Origin of the sequence: Streptomyces sp. NBC_00873, from assembly GCF_045207415.1 — a bacterium.
GTDB lineage: Bacteria > Actinomycetota > Actinomycetes > Streptomycetales > Streptomycetaceae > Streptomyces.
Map to the genome: position 1 here is coordinate 4,568,201 of NZ_CP108803.1, position 15,897 is coordinate 4,584,097.

Below are 15,897 nucleotides of genomic sequence, written 5' to 3' on the forward strand. Positions count from 1 at the left end.
CCGGGAATCCGCACCCGTGCGCCGGAGGGCGCCCTGCTCAGGACACCATGAGCAGGGCGCCCTCCCGCCATTTCAGAACCTTGTCGAAGCTCACCACCGCGCCGCGGCCGGGGCGGTTGCCGAAGTGGACGTGGTCGGCGAGCTGCTCGATCAGACAGAGCCCCCGGCCGTCCTCGGCGCCGACGGGCGGCAGGAACTGCTGCTGATGTTGACGCGCGGGGAAACCGGGCCCCGAGTCGGCGACTTCGATACGGCATTTCTCGCCGTCCAGATACGCGGTGACCCGGTACTGCCCAGAGGCCGAACCGGACTGCTCGTCCCAGGCGTCCCATGTGTCCCATGGGGCCCGGGGGGCGTCGACGTCGCCGGCGTCTCTCCGGTCCCCGCCGTGCTCGACGGCATTCGCACAGGCTTCGCTGAGCGCGACCGACAGATCGAAGGAGATGTCCGGATCCACGCCGGCGGTCTCCATGGTGCCGAGCAGGAAACGACGGGCGAGCGGAACGCTCGCAGCTTCGCGCCGCAAATGGAGGGACCACCACATGCTCATGCTCCAGCCTCCTGGCTGCGGCTCGACATACCGATACGTATTGCCGCACCGGGCGGTTCGTAAGCACAGACCTGATGTGAAACCGCTCATTCGGCGGATACCCGCACTTGGAGCACCCGTGTATGCCAGGCCCGACAGCAGGAACGCCGCGCACCCAATCAGGCGGAAGGCGACCTTCCGGACCTGCCGTACCGATTCCCGGGGCGCAGTGCGATGATGGCCCGGCCATGTCTACGCCTGTCGCACGCGCCGGAGCCGGTCTGCGGCTCCTGAGGGCCGCGGTGTTCACCGCGGTCTGTGTCGCGCTGTCCGCTGCAGGGCATGCACTGGCCTCCTGCGCGAGCGTCCCCTGGTGGACGCTGCTCGCAGGCTTCCTCGGAGTCTTCGCGGTGGTGGTGGCGCTCGCCGGACGCGAGCGTTCCCTGCCGTCCATCGCCGCCGCCCTGGCCGGTGGACAGCTCGCCCTGCACACCCTGTTCGGGCTGGGCACGCACAGCGCGTCCGGTAAGCCGGCGCAGGCAGCGGCGGACGACGGCTCCCTGATCCGGTTCGCCGCAAGCCTGGTGTGCGGTGCCGGACCGGCGCAGCTGAACGCCGCCGAAGCCCACCGCATCGTCAGCGACGCGGGCATCGATCCGGCGACGGTGACAGGCATGGGCCATCAGTCCATGGCCGCCGCCGGAGGCGCCCCGACCACCCTCACGGGTCTGCTGCCCAGCCTGCCCATGCTACTCGGCCATCTGCTGGCCGCGCTGGCCACGGGCTGGCTGCTGCGGCGCGGCGAGATCGCCTTGTTCAAGCTGGCCAGGCTGTCCGCGCACGGCGCCCAGCAACTCGCGGCCGGGGCCCGGTTGCGCGCGCTGTGGGCCGCGCTCGTTCTCGTACGAGCGCTGCGGGCCGGTCTCCCGGTTGAGGCGGCGACCGGGCCGCGCACCCTCCGTACCGCAGCGGACGCACCGGCTCCGGTCACCGGCGATCCACTGCAGCACCAGGTGATCAGGCGCGGGCCTCCGTCCGTAGTCACCCTCGCAGCCTGACGCGACGCCCTCCACTCGTAGCACGCACGAACCGTTCGCGGTCATCACCCGGCCCATGCCCGGTGGCGCCCGCCCGGCACGGTGCACGCACGCCGCACGTGCGGAAGAGGTGTCGCGATGCCGTCGCGCACCTGCGCGGCGCACCACCCTTCCTTCGTGCTTCTGTGGAGTGATTCCTGCCATGAACGTTTCCCGCATCGCCCTGGTCGGCGGCGTCGCCGCGTCCACCGTGCTGATCCTCGCCGGTACGGCCTCTGCTCACGTCAGCGTGCAACCGCAGGGCGAGGCAGCCAAGGGCGGCTACGCCACGATCAACTTCAAGGTCCCCAACGAGCGCGACGACGCCTCGACGACCAAGCTCGAGGTCAACTTCCCGACCGACCACCCGCTGGCCTCCGTGATGCCACAGCCGGTGCCCGGCTGGAAGATCGACGTCACCAAGAGCAAGCTGGCGAAGCCGCTGGACATGCACGGCCAGAAGATCAACGAGGCCGTCTCCAAGGTCACCTGGACCGCCGAGGGCAGCAAGAACGACCTCGGTATCCGCCCGGGAGAGTTCCAGCAGTTCCCGCTCTCCGTCGGCCAGCTCCCCGAGGACGCCGACCAACTGGTCTTCAAGGCCATCCAGACGTACGACAACAAGGAAGTCGTCCGCTGGATCGAGGAGCCGAAGGACGGCGCCGAGGAGCCCGAGAGCCCGGCGCCGGTCCTCAAACTGACCGCCGCGACCACCGACGGGCACGGCAGCAGCGCCGACGACAAGAGCGGTGCGGCGACCGCCGACGAGGCGAAGGACGAGCACACGGAGGCTGCTTCCGCCTCGTCCTCCAGTGACACCACCGCTCGTGTCCTCGGGGTGGTCGGCATCGCCATCGGCATCGCGGGGGTGGCCTTCGGCGTCCTCGCAGGCCGCCGCCGCAGCAGCGTCTGAGACCCCCCGGCCCTCTCTTTCGGATCAGGCCGCTCTTCCGGACCGGGCCGCAGACGCGCGGTCCCGGGCCCAGGAGCCCGGCCTGATCCGGAAGAGGGCCCCGAGCCCCACCGTTTTCACCGACCCATCAGGAATCAGCGATCCATGCGTAAGAAGACTGTGCTGGTCGCGGCGTTCGTCGCCGCGGCCGCACTCACCCTGTCGGCCTGCGGCAGCAGCGACGACAGTGCCAAGAAGCCCATCGCCGATGTCTCCGCCGAGGCGAAGACCAAGGCCGCGACGGTGCTCGACCAGCCGTTCACCAAGCCGAATCTGGTCCTGACCGACACCCACGGCAAGAAGTACGACCTGCGTGAGCAGACCAAGGGCAGGCCGACGCTCATCTACTTCGGCTACACCAACTGTCCCGATGTCTGCCCGCTGATCATGAGCAACATCGCCATCGCCAAGAAGTCCCTGCCCAAGGCCGACCAGGACAAGCTCCGGGTCGTCTTCGTCACCACCGACCCCGAGCGGGACACCCCGTCCTCGCTGGGCAGCTGGCTCAAGGCCCAGGACGCCTCCTTCATCGGCCTCACCGGCGACTTCCCGACCATCCAGGCGGGCGCACGCCAGATCGGCATCGGCATCGACCCGCCGAAGAAGGAGAAGGACGGCACGGTCGTCTCGATGCACGGGTCGCAGGTCATCGCGTTCTCCCCGAAGACCGACAAGGGGTACGTGCTGTACAGCGAGGACACCTCGCCCGACGACTACACCAAGGACCTCCCCAAGATCATCAAGGGGGAGACTCCGTGAATCGCCGCACCACCCTCGCCGGCGCCCTCGCCCTCACCACCGGACTGGCGCTTGCGGGATGCTCGGCCTCGGACAGCAAGCCCGAGCTGAAGGTGACCGGCGCGTTCATGCCGCAGCCCGTCAGCGACATGGCGGCGGGCTTCCTCGTCGTACGGAACACCGGCGGCAGCTCCGACCGGCTCACGTCGGTCACCAGCCCGCTCTCGGACCACGTCACGATCCACGAGACGAAGAACCAGACGATGCGCATGGTGACGTCCTTCGAGGTGCCCGCCGACGGCGAGCTGGATCTGGAGCGCGGCGGGAGCCACATCATGTTCACCGCACTCAAGGAGCGGCCCAAGCAGGGCGAGACGGTGACCGTGGAACTGCACTTCGAGAAGGCCGACCCCATAACGGTCGACCTTCCCGTGAAGGAGACCACCCACAACCCGAAGAAGCAGTGAGGGACTGACACACCATGACAGCCACCGCCCCGCACTTCGGGCCGTCCCCGTCCGTGCCCCCGATGCGCCGGCCACTCGCCGCGGCCGCACTCCTCGCCGCGCTCGTCACCATGGTGGCGGGCCTGCTGCTGGGCGGCGCGGCACCCGCGTCCGCACATGCCGCGCTCACCGGGAGCGATCCGCAGGACGGGGCGGTGGTCGCCACCGCACCCAAGGATGTCACGCTCACCTTCTCCGAGCAGGTCGCCATGGGCGACGGTGCCATCCGGGTCCTGGACCCCGGCGGCAAGCGCGCCGACACCGGTGCGGCTCCGCGTGATCTGCAGAGCGGCTCCACCGTCAAGTACGGCGTCACGCTCCACTCCGGGCTGCCCGACGGTACGTACACCGTGGCCTGGCAGGCAGTCTCCGCGGACAGCCACCCGGTCTCCGGTGCCTTCACCTTCTCCATCGGGGCCCCCTCCGAGACCACCGTCGCCCTCCCGTCGGACGAGGCCGGCGGTGGCCTGGTCGGCGCGCTCTACGGCATCGCGCGGTACGCCGCGTACGCCGGGTTCATCGTGCTGGCCGGTGGCGCGGCCTTCGTCCTGGCCTGCTGGCAGCGCGGGGCGGGCGCGCGCCCGCTGCAGCGTCTGGTCGTGCGCGGCTGGATGACCCTCACCGCAGCCACCCTGGCCATGCTGTTGCTGCGGAGCCCGTACACCGGCTCCGGAAAGCTCGCGGACGCCTTCGACCTGGACGGCCTGAAGGCCGTGCTCGACACCAAGGCCGGGGCCGCGTTGGTCTCACGGCTGCTGCTCCTCGGGGCTGCCGCACTCTTCATCGCCGTCCTGTTCGGGGCGTACGCGAAGCGCGAGGACGAACGGGAGAAGAAGGACCTCACCTTCGGACTGGCCATCGGCGGCGCGGTCATCGCCGCCGGGATCGCCGGGACGTGGGCGCTCGCCGAGCACGCCTCGACCGGGATCCAGCCCGGCATCGCCATGCCGGTCGACGTGCTGCATCTGCTCGCCGTCGCCGCCTGGCTGGGCGGACTCGCAGCGCTCCTGGTCGCGCTGTACCGGACGCCGGACATCGGAGCCACGGCGGTACGGCGCTTCTCCCGTGTCGCGTTCGGCAGCGTGCTCGTACTCACCGCGACCGGGCTCTACCAGTCCTGGCGCCAGGTGGGCTACTGGTCCGCGCTCACGGGCACGGGGTACGGGCAGTTGCTGCTCGTGAAGGTGGGACTCGTCACCGTACTGGTCGGGGTCGCGTGGCTTTCGCGACGATGGACGGCTCGGCTGACGGCGGCCCCGACCGAGGTCGGGACCCCGGTGGACCCCCGGACGGACGCGGATGCCTCCGCCGAGGTGGAGAGCGAACCTGCGGACGAGTCCGAGGACCCGTCACGGGCCGCCCAGCTCGCCCGGCAGAAAGCCGCTGTGGCAACCGCCACGAAGAAGCGGATCCGCGATGCCGACCCCGAGCGGTCCGGACTCCGCCGCTCCGTGCTGGCGGAAGTGGGCGTCGCGGTGGCGCTGTTGGCAGTGACGACCGTACTGACCTCGACCGAGCCGGGACGTACCGAGGAGGAAGCGGCCCGGGCCTCGACCGGCGCATCCGCGCCCGCGGCCGAAGGACCCGTCACGCTGAGCCTGCCGTTCGACACCGGAGGCCAAAACGGCAAGGGCACGGTCCGGATGGACATCGACCCCGGCCGTACCGGCGCCAACGGGCTTCACCTCTGGATCGACGGACCCGACGGACAGCCCATGGACGTCCCCGAGGTGAAGCTCGCCCTCACCCTGAAGTCCAAGGACATCGGGCCGCTGCCCGTCCTCCCCGACCGGCTCACCGAGGGGCACTGGACGGCGAGCAGCATCCAGATCCCGATGGCGGGCGACTGGACGGTCACGGTGACGGTCCGTACGTCGGACATCGATCAGACCACCATCGGCAAGAACGTGAAGATCGGCTGAGCGGGATCGTGAGCACAGACAGCAAGAAGAGCGGAAACAACGAGGAGAGCTCCACCGGCGAGATCTCCCGGCGACGGTTGCTCGGCACCGTGGGTGCGGCCGGGGCGACCGGAGTGGTGCTGGGCGCGGCAAGTGGTGCGATCGGTTACGCCGCAGCCCGCCCCGACGAGCCGACAGCACTGACGACGGTCGGCTCGACCGAGGAAAGGTTTCACGGGAAACATCAACCGGGGATCACCACTCCGCTTCAAGCACGTGGCCATCTCATCGCCTTCGACCTGGCACCCGGCACCGGACGGAAGGAAGCCGCCGCCCTGATGCGCCGTTGGTCGGCCGTGGCCCAGCGCCTGATGGCCGGCGAACCCACCCGTGGGGGCAGCGCGGACGGCACGGAACACGACACCGGGATAGCGCTGGACGCCGGACCCTCCTCGCTGACCATCACCTTCGGCTTCGGGCACACCTTCTTCGAACGCACGGGCCTGGCGGACCACCGGCCGCCCGGGCTGGATCCCCTGCCGCCGTTCTCCGCCGACCGGCTCGACGCCAAGCGCTCCCACGGCGACCTCTGGGTGCAGATCGGCGCCGACGACGCGCTCGTCGCATTCCACGCCCTGCGCGCCATCCAGAAGGAGGCCGCCACAACGGCCCGGGTCCGCTGGCAGATGAACGGTTTCAACCGCACCCCCGGTGCCACGGCCGCGCCGGCAACCGCCCGCAACCTGATGGGGCAGATCGACGGCACCGGGAACCCGAAACCCTCGGAGAGCGACTTCGACCGGCGCATCTTCGTACCGTCTCAGCCGAAGGCGGGCAACGAGGCGAAGTACGCCTGGCTGGCCGGTGGCTCCTACGCGGTCGTACGGCGGATCCGGATGCTGCTCAACGACTGGGAGAAACTCCCGGTGGCACAGCAGGAGCGGGTCATAGGGCGGCGCAAGTCGGACGGCGCGCCGCTGAGCGGTGGCACCGAGACCACCCCGATGGACCTCGACAAGGCGGGCCCCGACGGCAGGCTGCTGATCCCGGACAACGCCCACGCCCGGATCTCCTCCCCCGAGCGGAACAGCGGGGCTGCGATGCTGCGGCGCCCCTTCTCGTACCACGACGGCATCGCGGCCGACGGCACTTCCGACGCCGGGCTGCTGTTCATCTGCTGGCAGGCGGATCCGCTGAAGGGATTCGTACCGGTGCAGCGCAAACTCGACCGGGGCGACGCGCTGTCGCCGTTCGTCCGGCACGAGGCGAGCGGCCTCTTCGCAGTGCCGGGCGGTGCGGCGAAAGGGGAATACGTGGGGCAGCGGCTCCTGGAGTCCTGAGCGGGCACGGCGCATTAGGGTGACGGTATGTCCGCCACGCGCTACGCCTATCTCGGTCCCGAAGGCACCTTCACCGAGGTCGCCCTCCGTACACTCCCGGAAGCCGCCACTCGGGAACTCGTCCCGATGGTCTCCGTACCGGCGGCTCTGGACGCGGTACGGAGCGGGGCTGCCGCGGCCGCCCTCGTACCGATCGAGAACTCCGTCGAGGGCGGCATCACCGCGACCATCGACGAGCTGACCACCGGCGAACCACTGATGATCTACCGCGAGGTGCTGCTCTCCATCACCTTCGCGCTGCTCGTGCGGCCCGGCACCAAGCTGCACGACATCAAGACCGTCACCGCGCACCCGGCGGCACAGCCACAGGTACGCAACTGGATGGCGGCCCATCTGCCGGAGGCCGTATGGGAGTCGGCCGCGTCCAACGCGGACGGTGCGCGGCTGGTGCAGGAAGGGCGGTACGACGCCGCCTTCGCCGGTGAGTTCGCGGCGGCCACTTACGGCCTCGAACCGCTGGTGACGGAGATCCACGACGCGGAGAACGCGCAGACGCGCTTCGTGCTGGTGGGGCGCCCTGCCCGGCCCGCGGCGCCGACCGGCGCGGACAAGACGTCGGTGGTCATCTGGCTGGGCGACGACCACCCCGGCGCACTGCTCGAACTCCTCCAGGAATTCATGGTGCGCGGGGTGAACCTGATGCTGATCCAGTCGCGGCCGACCGGGGCGGGCATCGGGAACTACTGCTTTGCGGTCGACGCCGAGGGACACATCGCGGACCGTCGCGTCGGGGAGGCGCTGATGGGGCTGAAGCGGATCTGCCCGAAGGTGCGGTTCCTCGGTTCGTATCCGCGTGCGGGGGTGGCGCCGGAGGACATGCGACCGCTGCGCGACGGGACGTCGGACAGGGAGTTCACGGACGCCTCGGACTGGCTGGCCCGGGTCCAGGACGGCCGCGCCTGACCGGGAACCGGACGATCGAGCCTGATGGGCCCGGGGTGACGGCCGGCGCTGAAACCCTGCCCGGCGCCTGGGCCGATAGCGGAGTTGGCGTCCCTGGAACGGCTGCGTGCGCACATCGCCGGTATTACCTGCCGATTTTCACAATCCACAAGAGTTATCCACAGGGTCAGTTCTCGACCTGGGGACAAGTCGACACCTCAACATGACATGGTCGACAAATCGCCCCACTCGCCCCACATCCGCCCACAGGACTACAGGCTGCCCGTGTCATCTCAATTCCATTGATCAACTCCTTAGGGCGAGGAATTCCCACCCGAATGAGTGCGTGAAGTGAGTTCGAACGGGGAATCCATGACCCTTCATGCGGCTTTCGGAATGATCTCTTCCTGCATCCACAGACCTCCCCCACAGCCTGTGGATAACCCTGGAGGACTCCCTACCCCTGTGGACAAGCGCCCCCAACCCCCCTTACATGCATGACTGATACGTCAAGGGCGAAAGCTCTTTCTGCCCCATTTAGGGGAATAGGGGCTCCTTATTGACAGCCGGGATCGATCACGGGCGATAATTCTCCCCCCTTTTACCAATTCCGGCAATTCGGGCAAAATGACACGCTTGGCAATATCGGTTCGAGCTACGGAAGCGCACACCGGTAGCCTGGAGGGGTGATTGACCTTCGCCTGCTCCGTGAGGACCCCGACCGTGTTCGCGCCTCCCAGCGCGCCCGTGGAGAGGACGTCGCGCTTGTCGACGCCCTTCTCTCCGCCGACGAGCGGCGCAGGTCGTCCGGTGTCCGCTTCGACGAACTCCGTTCCGAGCAGAAATCGCTCGGAAAGCTCATCCCCAAGGCTTCTCCCGAGGAGCGCGCCGAGCTGCTCAAGAGGGCCGAGCAGCTGAAGGCCGACGTCAAGGCGGCCGACGCGGCGCAGGACGAGGCCGACGCGGAGGCCAAGAGCCTGCTGCTGCAGCTCGGCAACATCGTCCACGAGGACGTGCCGGTCGGCGGCGAGGAGGACTTCGTCGTCCTGGAGACGCACGGCACCATCCGCGACTTCGGCGCCGAGGGCTTCGAACCCAAGGACCACCTGGAGCTCGGCGAGGCGCTCGGCGCGATCGACATGGAGCGCGGCGCCAAGGTGTCCGGCTCGCGCTTCTACTACCTGACGGGTGTCGGCGCGCTGCTGGAGCTCGCCCTCGTCAACGCCGCGATCGCGCAGGCCACCGAGGCCGGATTCATCCCGATGCTGACCCCCGCGCTGGTCCGCCCGCGCGCAATGGAGGGCACCGGCTTCCTCGGCCAGGCCGCGGAGAACGTGTACCACCTGGAGAAGGACGACTACTACCTGGTCGGCACCTCCGAGGTCCCGCTCGCCGCATACCACATGGACGAGATCATCGACGCGGACAAGCTGCCGCTCCGCTACGCGGGCTTCTCGCCGTGCTTCCGCCGCGAGGCCGGTACGTACGGCAAGGACACCCGGGGCATTTTCCGCGTCCACCAGTTCGACAAGGTCGAGATGTTCTCGTACGTCGACCCGGCGGACGCCGAGGCGGAGCACCGGCGTCTTCTGGACTGGGAGAAGCAGTGGCTCACCGGCCTCGAGCTGCCCTTCCAGGTGATCGACGTGGCCACCGGCGACCTGGGGGCCTCGGCCTCCCGGAAGTTCGACTGCGAGGCGTGGATCCCGACCCAGGGCAAGTACCGCGAGCTGACGTCCGCATCGAACTGCGACGGTTTCCAGGCGCGCCGCCTCTCCGTCCGGATGCGCGACACCCGCGACGGCAAGAAGGTCCTCCAGCCGCTCGCCACGCTGAACGGCACGCTCTGCGCTGTACCGCGCACGATCGTGGCGATCCTGGAGAACCACCAGCTGGCCGACGGTTCGGTACGGGTGCCCGAGGTGCTCCGTCCGTACCTGGGCGGGCGCGAGGTCCTGGAACCGGTCGCCAAGTGACCTTCCCGTACAAGCTCGTCGCCACCGACCTCGACGGGACGCTGCTGCGTAACGACGACACGGTCTCCGAGCGCACCCGCGAGGCACTGGCCGCCGTCACCGCGGCCGGTGCCGCGCACATCATCGTCACCGGGCGGGCCGTCCCGTGGACCCGGCACATCCTGGACGACCTGGGCTACCAGGGCATCGCGGTCTGCGGCCAGGGCGCGCAGGTCTACCACGCGGGCGAGCACAAGCTGCTGACGTCGCTGACGCTGGACCGCCAGCTCGCCGGCCTCGCGCTCGCCAAGATCGAGGCGGAGGTCGGGCCGCTGGCGCTGGCGGCGAGCCGCGACGGGCTCGACGGTGAGGTGCTGGTCGGTCCCGGCTACCGCGTACAGGAAGGGCCCCTGCCGGCCGTCTGCGTGAAGGAAGTGTCCGAGATGTGGTCCGCGCCCCTGAACAAGGTCTACATCCAGCACCCGGAACTCGACGACGACGCACTGGCGAACGCAGCGCGTGGGGCCGTCGGCAACCTGGTGGACGTGGTCATGGCAGGCCCGGGCGTGGTGGAGATCCTGCCGCTGGGGCTGAGCAAGGCGACCGGGCTCTCGCTGGCGGCACGCCGGCTGGGTGTGAAGGCGGCGGACACACTCGCCTTCGGCGACATGCCGAACGACATCCCGATGTTCGCCTGGGCGCAGCACGGGGTCGCGATGGCCAACGCGCATGACGACCTGAAGGCCGTCGCGCACGAGATCACCGCCTCGAACGAGGACGATGGCATCGCTGTGGTGCTGGAGCGGCTGCTCTAGGCGGCTCCGCAGACCACGCGAACGCGGAGAATCACGGGCCGGGTGCAGGCATGCGCCCGGCCCGTGATCGTGTGCGGCCTCGGCGCGGGGTTGTCCGCGCCGGGTGTCTGTGCGGAGGATGCGCGGATCGAACGCGCGCGGGGTCGACAGCCCCGACCACGGCTTAGCAAGCCGCTGCCTTACCACTCGGCCAATCCTCCGGGTGAGCGGCCGCGCGATGCGCGCAAAAAAGCCGCCCCGGGCGTCGTACTGGGAGCGGCTCAGCGGAGTGAAGTGATGGTTACTCCGGCGCCTGCTCCGGGCCGCCCTGGTGGGAACTCGACGGACTCGTACTTTCGGTCATCGTCGCGCTCCTCTCCCGGTCCTGTGGCGTGCTTTCCTCAATCACTGTGCCTGGCACCGTCCTTGTCCGCCACCCATTATTCGAGCGGCGACGACCGACGGGGGGTGCTCGCTGTCCGCCCCGGCCCACGTACGTCTGGCCGTGGGCGGACAGCTAGCGGCGGACGGTAATCAGCGGCGCCTACGGTGACGTCGCAGATCCTGGAGCTGACGGACGAAGTCGTCCATCCGCGCATCGATACGGACGATGTCCTCGGACATGTCCCCCAGCCGGACACTCATCGCGCCGACGACCCGATTCGTGGTTTCCAGCCTGCGGTCGAGGCTGTCGAGCCGGTGCGACATCCGGTTGAGTACCGGCCCGAGCTCCTGGAGCGCGGAACCGACTCCGGCCAGGCAGCTCTCGACGCGAGTGACCCGACGGTCGAGCGAGGCGAGCCCTGTCCGCAGATCCTCCTCCGCACCCAGGAGGTAGGTTCGGACGCATCGAGCGATGTCGCTGTCGCGAAGAAGCATGGCGACGTTGAGCACGGTCCGGCGGGTGAACAGCCGCAGTTGAGTGGCAGCCTGTGGATAACTTTCCACCCCCTCGCCCTCCCATAGCGACTCCATGTCGCCATGGAAATCCCGCAGCTCAGTACCACGCAGCACACGCATGCCGTTCTCGGTGAACTCTTTGTGGTGGCGATCGGTCAGCCTTCTGAGCGAGGCTGTGGATACTTCGAAGTAACGCGCCACGTCCTCTGTGCGGACGTGAATTCCGTCAGGGAGCATGACAAGGCTCTTGACCTTGTCGAGGACGTCGACGCGCCCCATCTGCTCGACGCGCAGCGCACGCGATTCGAGCAGGGCGACTTCCGTGGGCATGGGCATGCCTTCCGTTCGGGAAACCGGCAATGGACGGCCCTGTCCCCGGGCTTCAGGGGCGGAGGACGCTCACGGTTGCCACTCACCCAATGACCGACCCGGCCCGCACCGTCTCGCCGGAGCCGGAGCCGCAGTCGGCAATTCTCAATTTCACGAACGCTACGACGCCACGGATTTTCATTGCCTCCACGCCCCCTGAGCAACGAACCGATAACCGTACAGTTACGCGTACGACTGCCCGTTCATGCGTCAACCCCCGCCCGAAGGGCAGGGGTTGACGGACACATGGGGGCAGCAGAGCCCTTCGGCTCACTCCTCGCCGGCGAGCTTCAGCGTGCGCAGCTTCTGGCCCGCGTACCAAGTGGCGAGCACCGTGACAGCCGCCAGCAGAACCGTCGCGAGCGGCAGTCCGACCTCTGAGGTGATCGCACCTTCCCCGCCGACCTTTTCGGCAAGCGCGAGCGACCACTGCTGCACGCTGAGCGTGCGCGCCCCGGGCACGAAGCTGCCGAAGAGCGCCTCCCACACCAGCGCGTAGACCAGGCCGAAGACCACCGCATGCCTGCTGACCGTGCCGAGCAGCAGGAACAGCGCGCTGTACGCGATGGAGGCGACCAGCGCCGCAATCGTGTACGCCACCGCGATCTGCTGGCCGTTGCCGTTGAGGATCATGCCCGCGACGAATGTCGGCAGGGCGGAGAAGACCATGGTCACGGCGATCGCCACGATCAGCTTGGTGAAGATGATCGTCGGCCGTTTCACCGGCTTGGCCAGCAGATAGACGATCGATCCGTCGTCGATCTCGGGGCCGATGGCCCCCGTACCGGCGATCACGCCGATCAGCGGCACCATCGTGGCGATGGCGAAACCGCCCAGTACATCGGTGGCGACCTGGTCATCGGCCCCGGCGAACGCCCGTACCGCGACGGCGATGACGATCAGCAGCGCGGGCAGGACGAAGAGGATCGCAGCCCTGCGCCGGCCGAGCAGGGCCCGGTAGGTGAGCCGGGCGACTGTGGGGTTGTACATGACGCTTCACAGCTCCTTTCAGGCCGCTACTCAGGCCGCTACGAGATAGGAAAAGACCGATTCGAGGGACTCGTCGGAGGGCGAGACGGTCAACAGACGGATGCCGTGTTCACGCGCGACCTTCGGCAGCAGCGTGGTGAACCGTCCGAAGTCGACCGCCTGGATACGCAGCGCCTGCTCGCTCAGGTCGACTTCGATCCCGGCCGTCGACGGGTCGGCAATGAGCGCGGCAGCGAGGGCGCGGTCATCGCTGGACCGTACGAGATAGCGGTGTGGACGGTCCGTCATCAGGCGGCGGATCTTCCGGAAGTCACCGGACGCGGCATGCCGCCCAGCCACGATCACCTCGATGTGCGAGGCGAGTTGCTCGACCTCTTCGAGGATGTGGGAGGAGAACAGGACCGTACGCCCCTCGGCGCCCATCCGCCGCAGCAGCTCCATCAGCTGCATCCGCTGGCGGGGGTCCATCCCGTTGAACGGTTCGTCGAGCAGCAGCACGGACGGCTCGTGGACCAGCGCGGACGCCATCTTCACGCGCTGCCGCATGCCCTTGCTGTACGTGGCGATCTTGCGGTCCTGCGCGTACTCCATCTCGACCGTGGCCAGCGCCTTCTGCGCGGCAGCCTCGTCGAGTCCCTGCAGTTCCGCGTTGGCGACGACGAATTCGCGGCCGGTGAGGAAGTCGTACATCGCCTCCCGCTCCGGCACGATGCCGATCTGCCGGTACACCTCCTCATTGCGCCAGATCAGCTTGCCGTCGAGAGTGACCTTGCCGGTCGACGGCGCGAGGAACCCGGCCATCATGTTGATCAGGGTGGACTTACCCGCGCCGTTGGGACCGAGCAGTCCAGTCACCCCGGGTCCCACGGCCATGCTGACGTCGTTGACGGCGACCACATTGCCGAACCAGCGCGAGGTGTGGTCGATCTCGATGGTGGTCACAGCCCGACCCTCCGGTAGCGGCGCATCAGTACGGCGTACGAGCCGGCGACGAGCGCGAGGACAACGATCAGATACACCACGCCTGTCCCGGCGCCCGGTGATTCGCCTCCGGGGAAGGCGGAGGTGGCACCGAGGAACGCGCTCTGGACGCCTCCGATCAGCGTGATGGGCGAGAAGAGCCCCAGCCACTGCACGGCGCCGGGCGAGCCCGTCCCCCAGGCGATGGCCTGGACGGTGGAGACCGCTCCGTACGAGATGGTCAGGACGGCGATCACCGCGGCAACGCCGAAGCCGCGGCGCGGAGTCAGTGCGGCCATCACCAGGCCGAGTCCGGCGAAGAGCACGGAGAGCAGGGCCACCGACACCAGCCCCTGTCCGAACCATGTGGTCTGGTCGGCGAAGTCGAACTTCCCCAGCAGGGCTCCCACATACATCACGAGAAGCGGTGTCGCGGTGAGGATGAACAGGGCGGATGCCATCGCGGCGTACTTGGCGACGACGTAGTCGACCCGTTCGATGGGGCGCGAGAAGTACAGCGGGACGCTCTTGAAGCGGAGGTCCCGGGAGACGGACTGCGGTGCCTGCGAGGCGATGAACAGGCCGATGACGGCCTGCAGATAGATCGCGAAGTCCGTATATTTGATCACGAGCTTCGTCGCGTCGGGCGTGGCCATCGCGACGGCCACGATGATCAGCGCGACCAGGCACATCACGCCGAAGAGCAGCATCGGCAGCACCTTGGACTTGGCGGAACGGCCCAGTCCGAAGGAGCCCCGCAGCGACTGCGAGTAGAGGGAACGGCGGGCATAGCCGCGGCCCAGGCGCGGGCCGTCGTAGGAGCGGTACCCGATGTTGTGGATCCGGGTGGTCTCGCTCCCGGTCACGGCCCTGGTCTCAGTGCTCATCGCGACCGCTCCCCTTCTGCTGTGCGGCTCCGGCCAGGACCGTCTCCGTGGTCTCTGCGGTACCTTCGGTACGGAAGACCTCGGCGATGTGGTGGCGCCGCTGTTCCATCCGTACGAGACCGAGTCCGAGCCCGGCGACGCTGTCGCGGACGACGTCGTACGTCTCCTCGCCGGTGGCCTCGATCAGCAGGATGTGACCGGCGCCGGGCAGACCGTCCGTCTCGATTCCGTCGCGGCCCAGAAGACTGACACCGGCTGCCGTGAGCGCCCGGCGCAGTGCGTCCGTGCCGTCGGGGTGGGCGTCGCTGTCGGTGACCTCGACCGCGAGGGTCGTGGTGGTCTGGGTGAAGTCGCTGGTGGAGCTGGAGCGCAGCAGCGCGCCGCCGTCGATGACGACGACATGGTCGCAGGTGCGCTCCAGTTCTCCCAGAAGGTGGGAGGTCACCAGGACCGAGATGCCGAAGTCGGTGTGGACGCGGCGGATCAGGCCGAGCATCTCGTCGCGGCCGACCGGGTCCAGGCCATTGGTCGGCTCGTCGAGGAGGACCAGCTGCGGGTCGTGGACGAGCGCCTGGGCCAGCTTCACGCGCTGCTTCATGCCGGTCGAGTAGCCGCCGATGGGGCGGTAGCGCTCCTCGTACAGCCCGACGTGGCGCAGCGTGTCGGCAGTGCGCTCACGCGCTGCCGTCGGCGGCAGTCCGGACATCCGTGCCATGTGGACGACGAACTCGGTGGCCGAGACGTCCGGCGGCAGGCAGTCGTGCTCGGGCATGTATCCGACCCGTTCCCGGATGGCCGCACCACTGGTGGCGACGTCCAGCCCGAGCACTGCGGCCCGGCCTTCGGTGGCAGGGGACAGACCCAGCAGGATCTTGATCAGTGTGGACTTGCCGGCTCCATTGGCGCCCACCAGGCCGGTTACACCGGGCCCGATGTCCAGGGAGAGCCGGTCAAGCGCGGTCACCCGGGGGAACCGCTTGCTCAGGCTTTCGGTCGCGATCACAGTCACATCTTCGACGGTAGTGGCGCGGGCCACACCGGTCGTCAGACCAGGCGGT

Annotated in this window: 15 protein-coding genes and 1 tRNA gene; 9 read left to right on the forward strand and 7 right to left on the reverse strand. The window is 68.7% G+C overall.

Going from position 1 to position 15,897, the window contains the following annotated elements; all coding sequences use genetic code 11:
- Positions 1 to 37 precede the first annotated feature (37 nt).
- Complete coding sequence (locus OH809_RS21040) at positions 38 to 550, reverse strand: ATP-binding protein (protein WP_406420973.1); 513 nt, start codon at positions 548 to 550, stop codon at positions 38 to 40.
- Positions 551 to 777: 227 nt separating this feature from the next.
- Between OH809_RS21040 and OH809_RS21045 the strand changes: the two genes are divergently transcribed.
- From OH809_RS21045 to OH809_RS21085, 9 genes are all read left to right on the forward strand, one after another.
- On the forward strand, positions 778 to 1,587 hold the full coding sequence (locus OH809_RS21045; RefSeq protein WP_406420972.1) for a hypothetical protein: 810 nt from the start codon (positions 778 to 780) through the stop codon (positions 1,585 to 1,587).
- A 181-nt stretch (positions 1,588 to 1,768) separates the two neighbouring features.
- Positions 1,769 to 2,518, forward strand: a complete 750-nt coding sequence (locus OH809_RS21050) for a YcnI family protein (RefSeq protein WP_406420971.1) — start codon at positions 1,769 to 1,771, stop codon at positions 2,516 to 2,518.
- Positions 2,519 to 2,662: 144 nt separating this feature from the next.
- Positions 2,663 to 3,316, forward strand: coding sequence for an SCO family protein (locus tag OH809_RS21055; protein WP_393297373.1), 654 nt, complete (start codon positions 2,663 to 2,665; stop codon positions 3,314 to 3,316).
- A complete protein-coding gene (locus tag OH809_RS21060) occupies positions 3,313 to 3,762 on the forward strand; it encodes a copper chaperone PCu(A)C (protein ID WP_406420970.1) in 450 nt (149 codons plus the stop codon). Before OH809_RS21055 ends, OH809_RS21060 begins: the two co-directional genes overlap by 4 nt.
- A gap of 14 nt (positions 3,763 to 3,776) precedes the next feature.
- The gene (locus OH809_RS21065; RefSeq protein ID WP_406420969.1) at positions 3,777 to 5,723 is read left to right on the forward strand and encodes a copper resistance protein CopC; all 1,947 of its coding nucleotides are present in this window, start codon (positions 3,777 to 3,779) and stop codon (positions 5,721 to 5,723) included.
- Positions 5,724 to 5,731: 8 nt separating this feature from the next.
- Positions 5,732 to 7,042 (forward strand): iron uptake transporter deferrochelatase/peroxidase subunit, encoded by a 1,311-nt coding sequence (efeB, locus tag OH809_RS21070; protein WP_406420968.1) that lies wholly within the window; start codon positions 5,732 to 5,734, stop codon positions 7,040 to 7,042.
- A 27-nt stretch (positions 7,043 to 7,069) separates the two neighbouring features.
- Entirely contained in the window at positions 7,070 to 8,005 is a 936-nt protein-coding gene (gene pheA / locus OH809_RS21075; RefSeq protein WP_406420967.1) for a prephenate dehydratase, read from the forward strand.
- Between the two features lie 665 nt (positions 8,006 to 8,670).
- Positions 8,671 to 9,960: a serine--tRNA ligase gene (gene serS / locus OH809_RS21080; protein WP_406420966.1), complete on the forward strand. Its 1,290-nt coding sequence runs from the start codon at positions 8,671 to 8,673 to the stop codon at positions 9,958 to 9,960.
- Positions 9,957 to 10,754, forward strand: coding sequence for an HAD family hydrolase (locus OH809_RS21085; protein ID WP_406420965.1), 798 nt, complete (start codon positions 9,957 to 9,959; stop codon positions 10,752 to 10,754). The genes serS and OH809_RS21085 overlap by 4 nt, the downstream gene beginning before the upstream one ends.
- Positions 10,755 to 10,866: 112 nt before the next feature.
- Here the strand turns inward: OH809_RS21085 and OH809_RS21090 are convergent.
- From OH809_RS21090 to OH809_RS21115, 6 genes are all read right to left on the reverse strand, one after another.
- Positions 10,867 to 10,954, reverse strand: a tRNA-Ser gene (locus OH809_RS21090).
- Between the two features lie 313 nt (positions 10,955 to 11,267).
- Complete coding sequence (locus OH809_RS21095; protein WP_406420964.1) at positions 11,268 to 11,963, reverse strand: hypothetical protein; 696 nt, start codon at positions 11,961 to 11,963, stop codon at positions 11,268 to 11,270.
- Positions 11,964 to 12,272: 309 nt separating this feature from the next.
- Positions 12,273 to 12,992: an ABC transporter permease gene (locus tag OH809_RS21100; protein ID WP_406420963.1), complete on the reverse strand. Its 720-nt coding sequence runs from the start codon at positions 12,990 to 12,992 to the stop codon at positions 12,273 to 12,275.
- A 30-nt stretch (positions 12,993 to 13,022) separates the two neighbouring features.
- Positions 13,023 to 13,934, reverse strand: coding sequence for an ABC transporter ATP-binding protein (locus tag OH809_RS21105; protein WP_406420962.1), 912 nt, complete (start codon positions 13,932 to 13,934; stop codon positions 13,023 to 13,025).
- A complete protein-coding gene (locus OH809_RS21110) occupies positions 13,931 to 14,839 on the reverse strand; it encodes an ABC transporter permease (RefSeq protein WP_406420961.1) in 909 nt (302 codons plus the stop codon). Before OH809_RS21110 ends, OH809_RS21105 begins: the two co-directional genes overlap by 4 nt.
- A complete protein-coding gene (locus tag OH809_RS21115) occupies positions 14,829 to 15,842 on the reverse strand; it encodes an ABC transporter ATP-binding protein (RefSeq protein ID WP_406425071.1) in 1,014 nt (337 codons plus the stop codon). The genes OH809_RS21110 and OH809_RS21115 overlap by 11 nt, the downstream gene beginning before the upstream one ends.
- Positions 15,843 to 15,897: the final 55 nt, after the last annotated feature.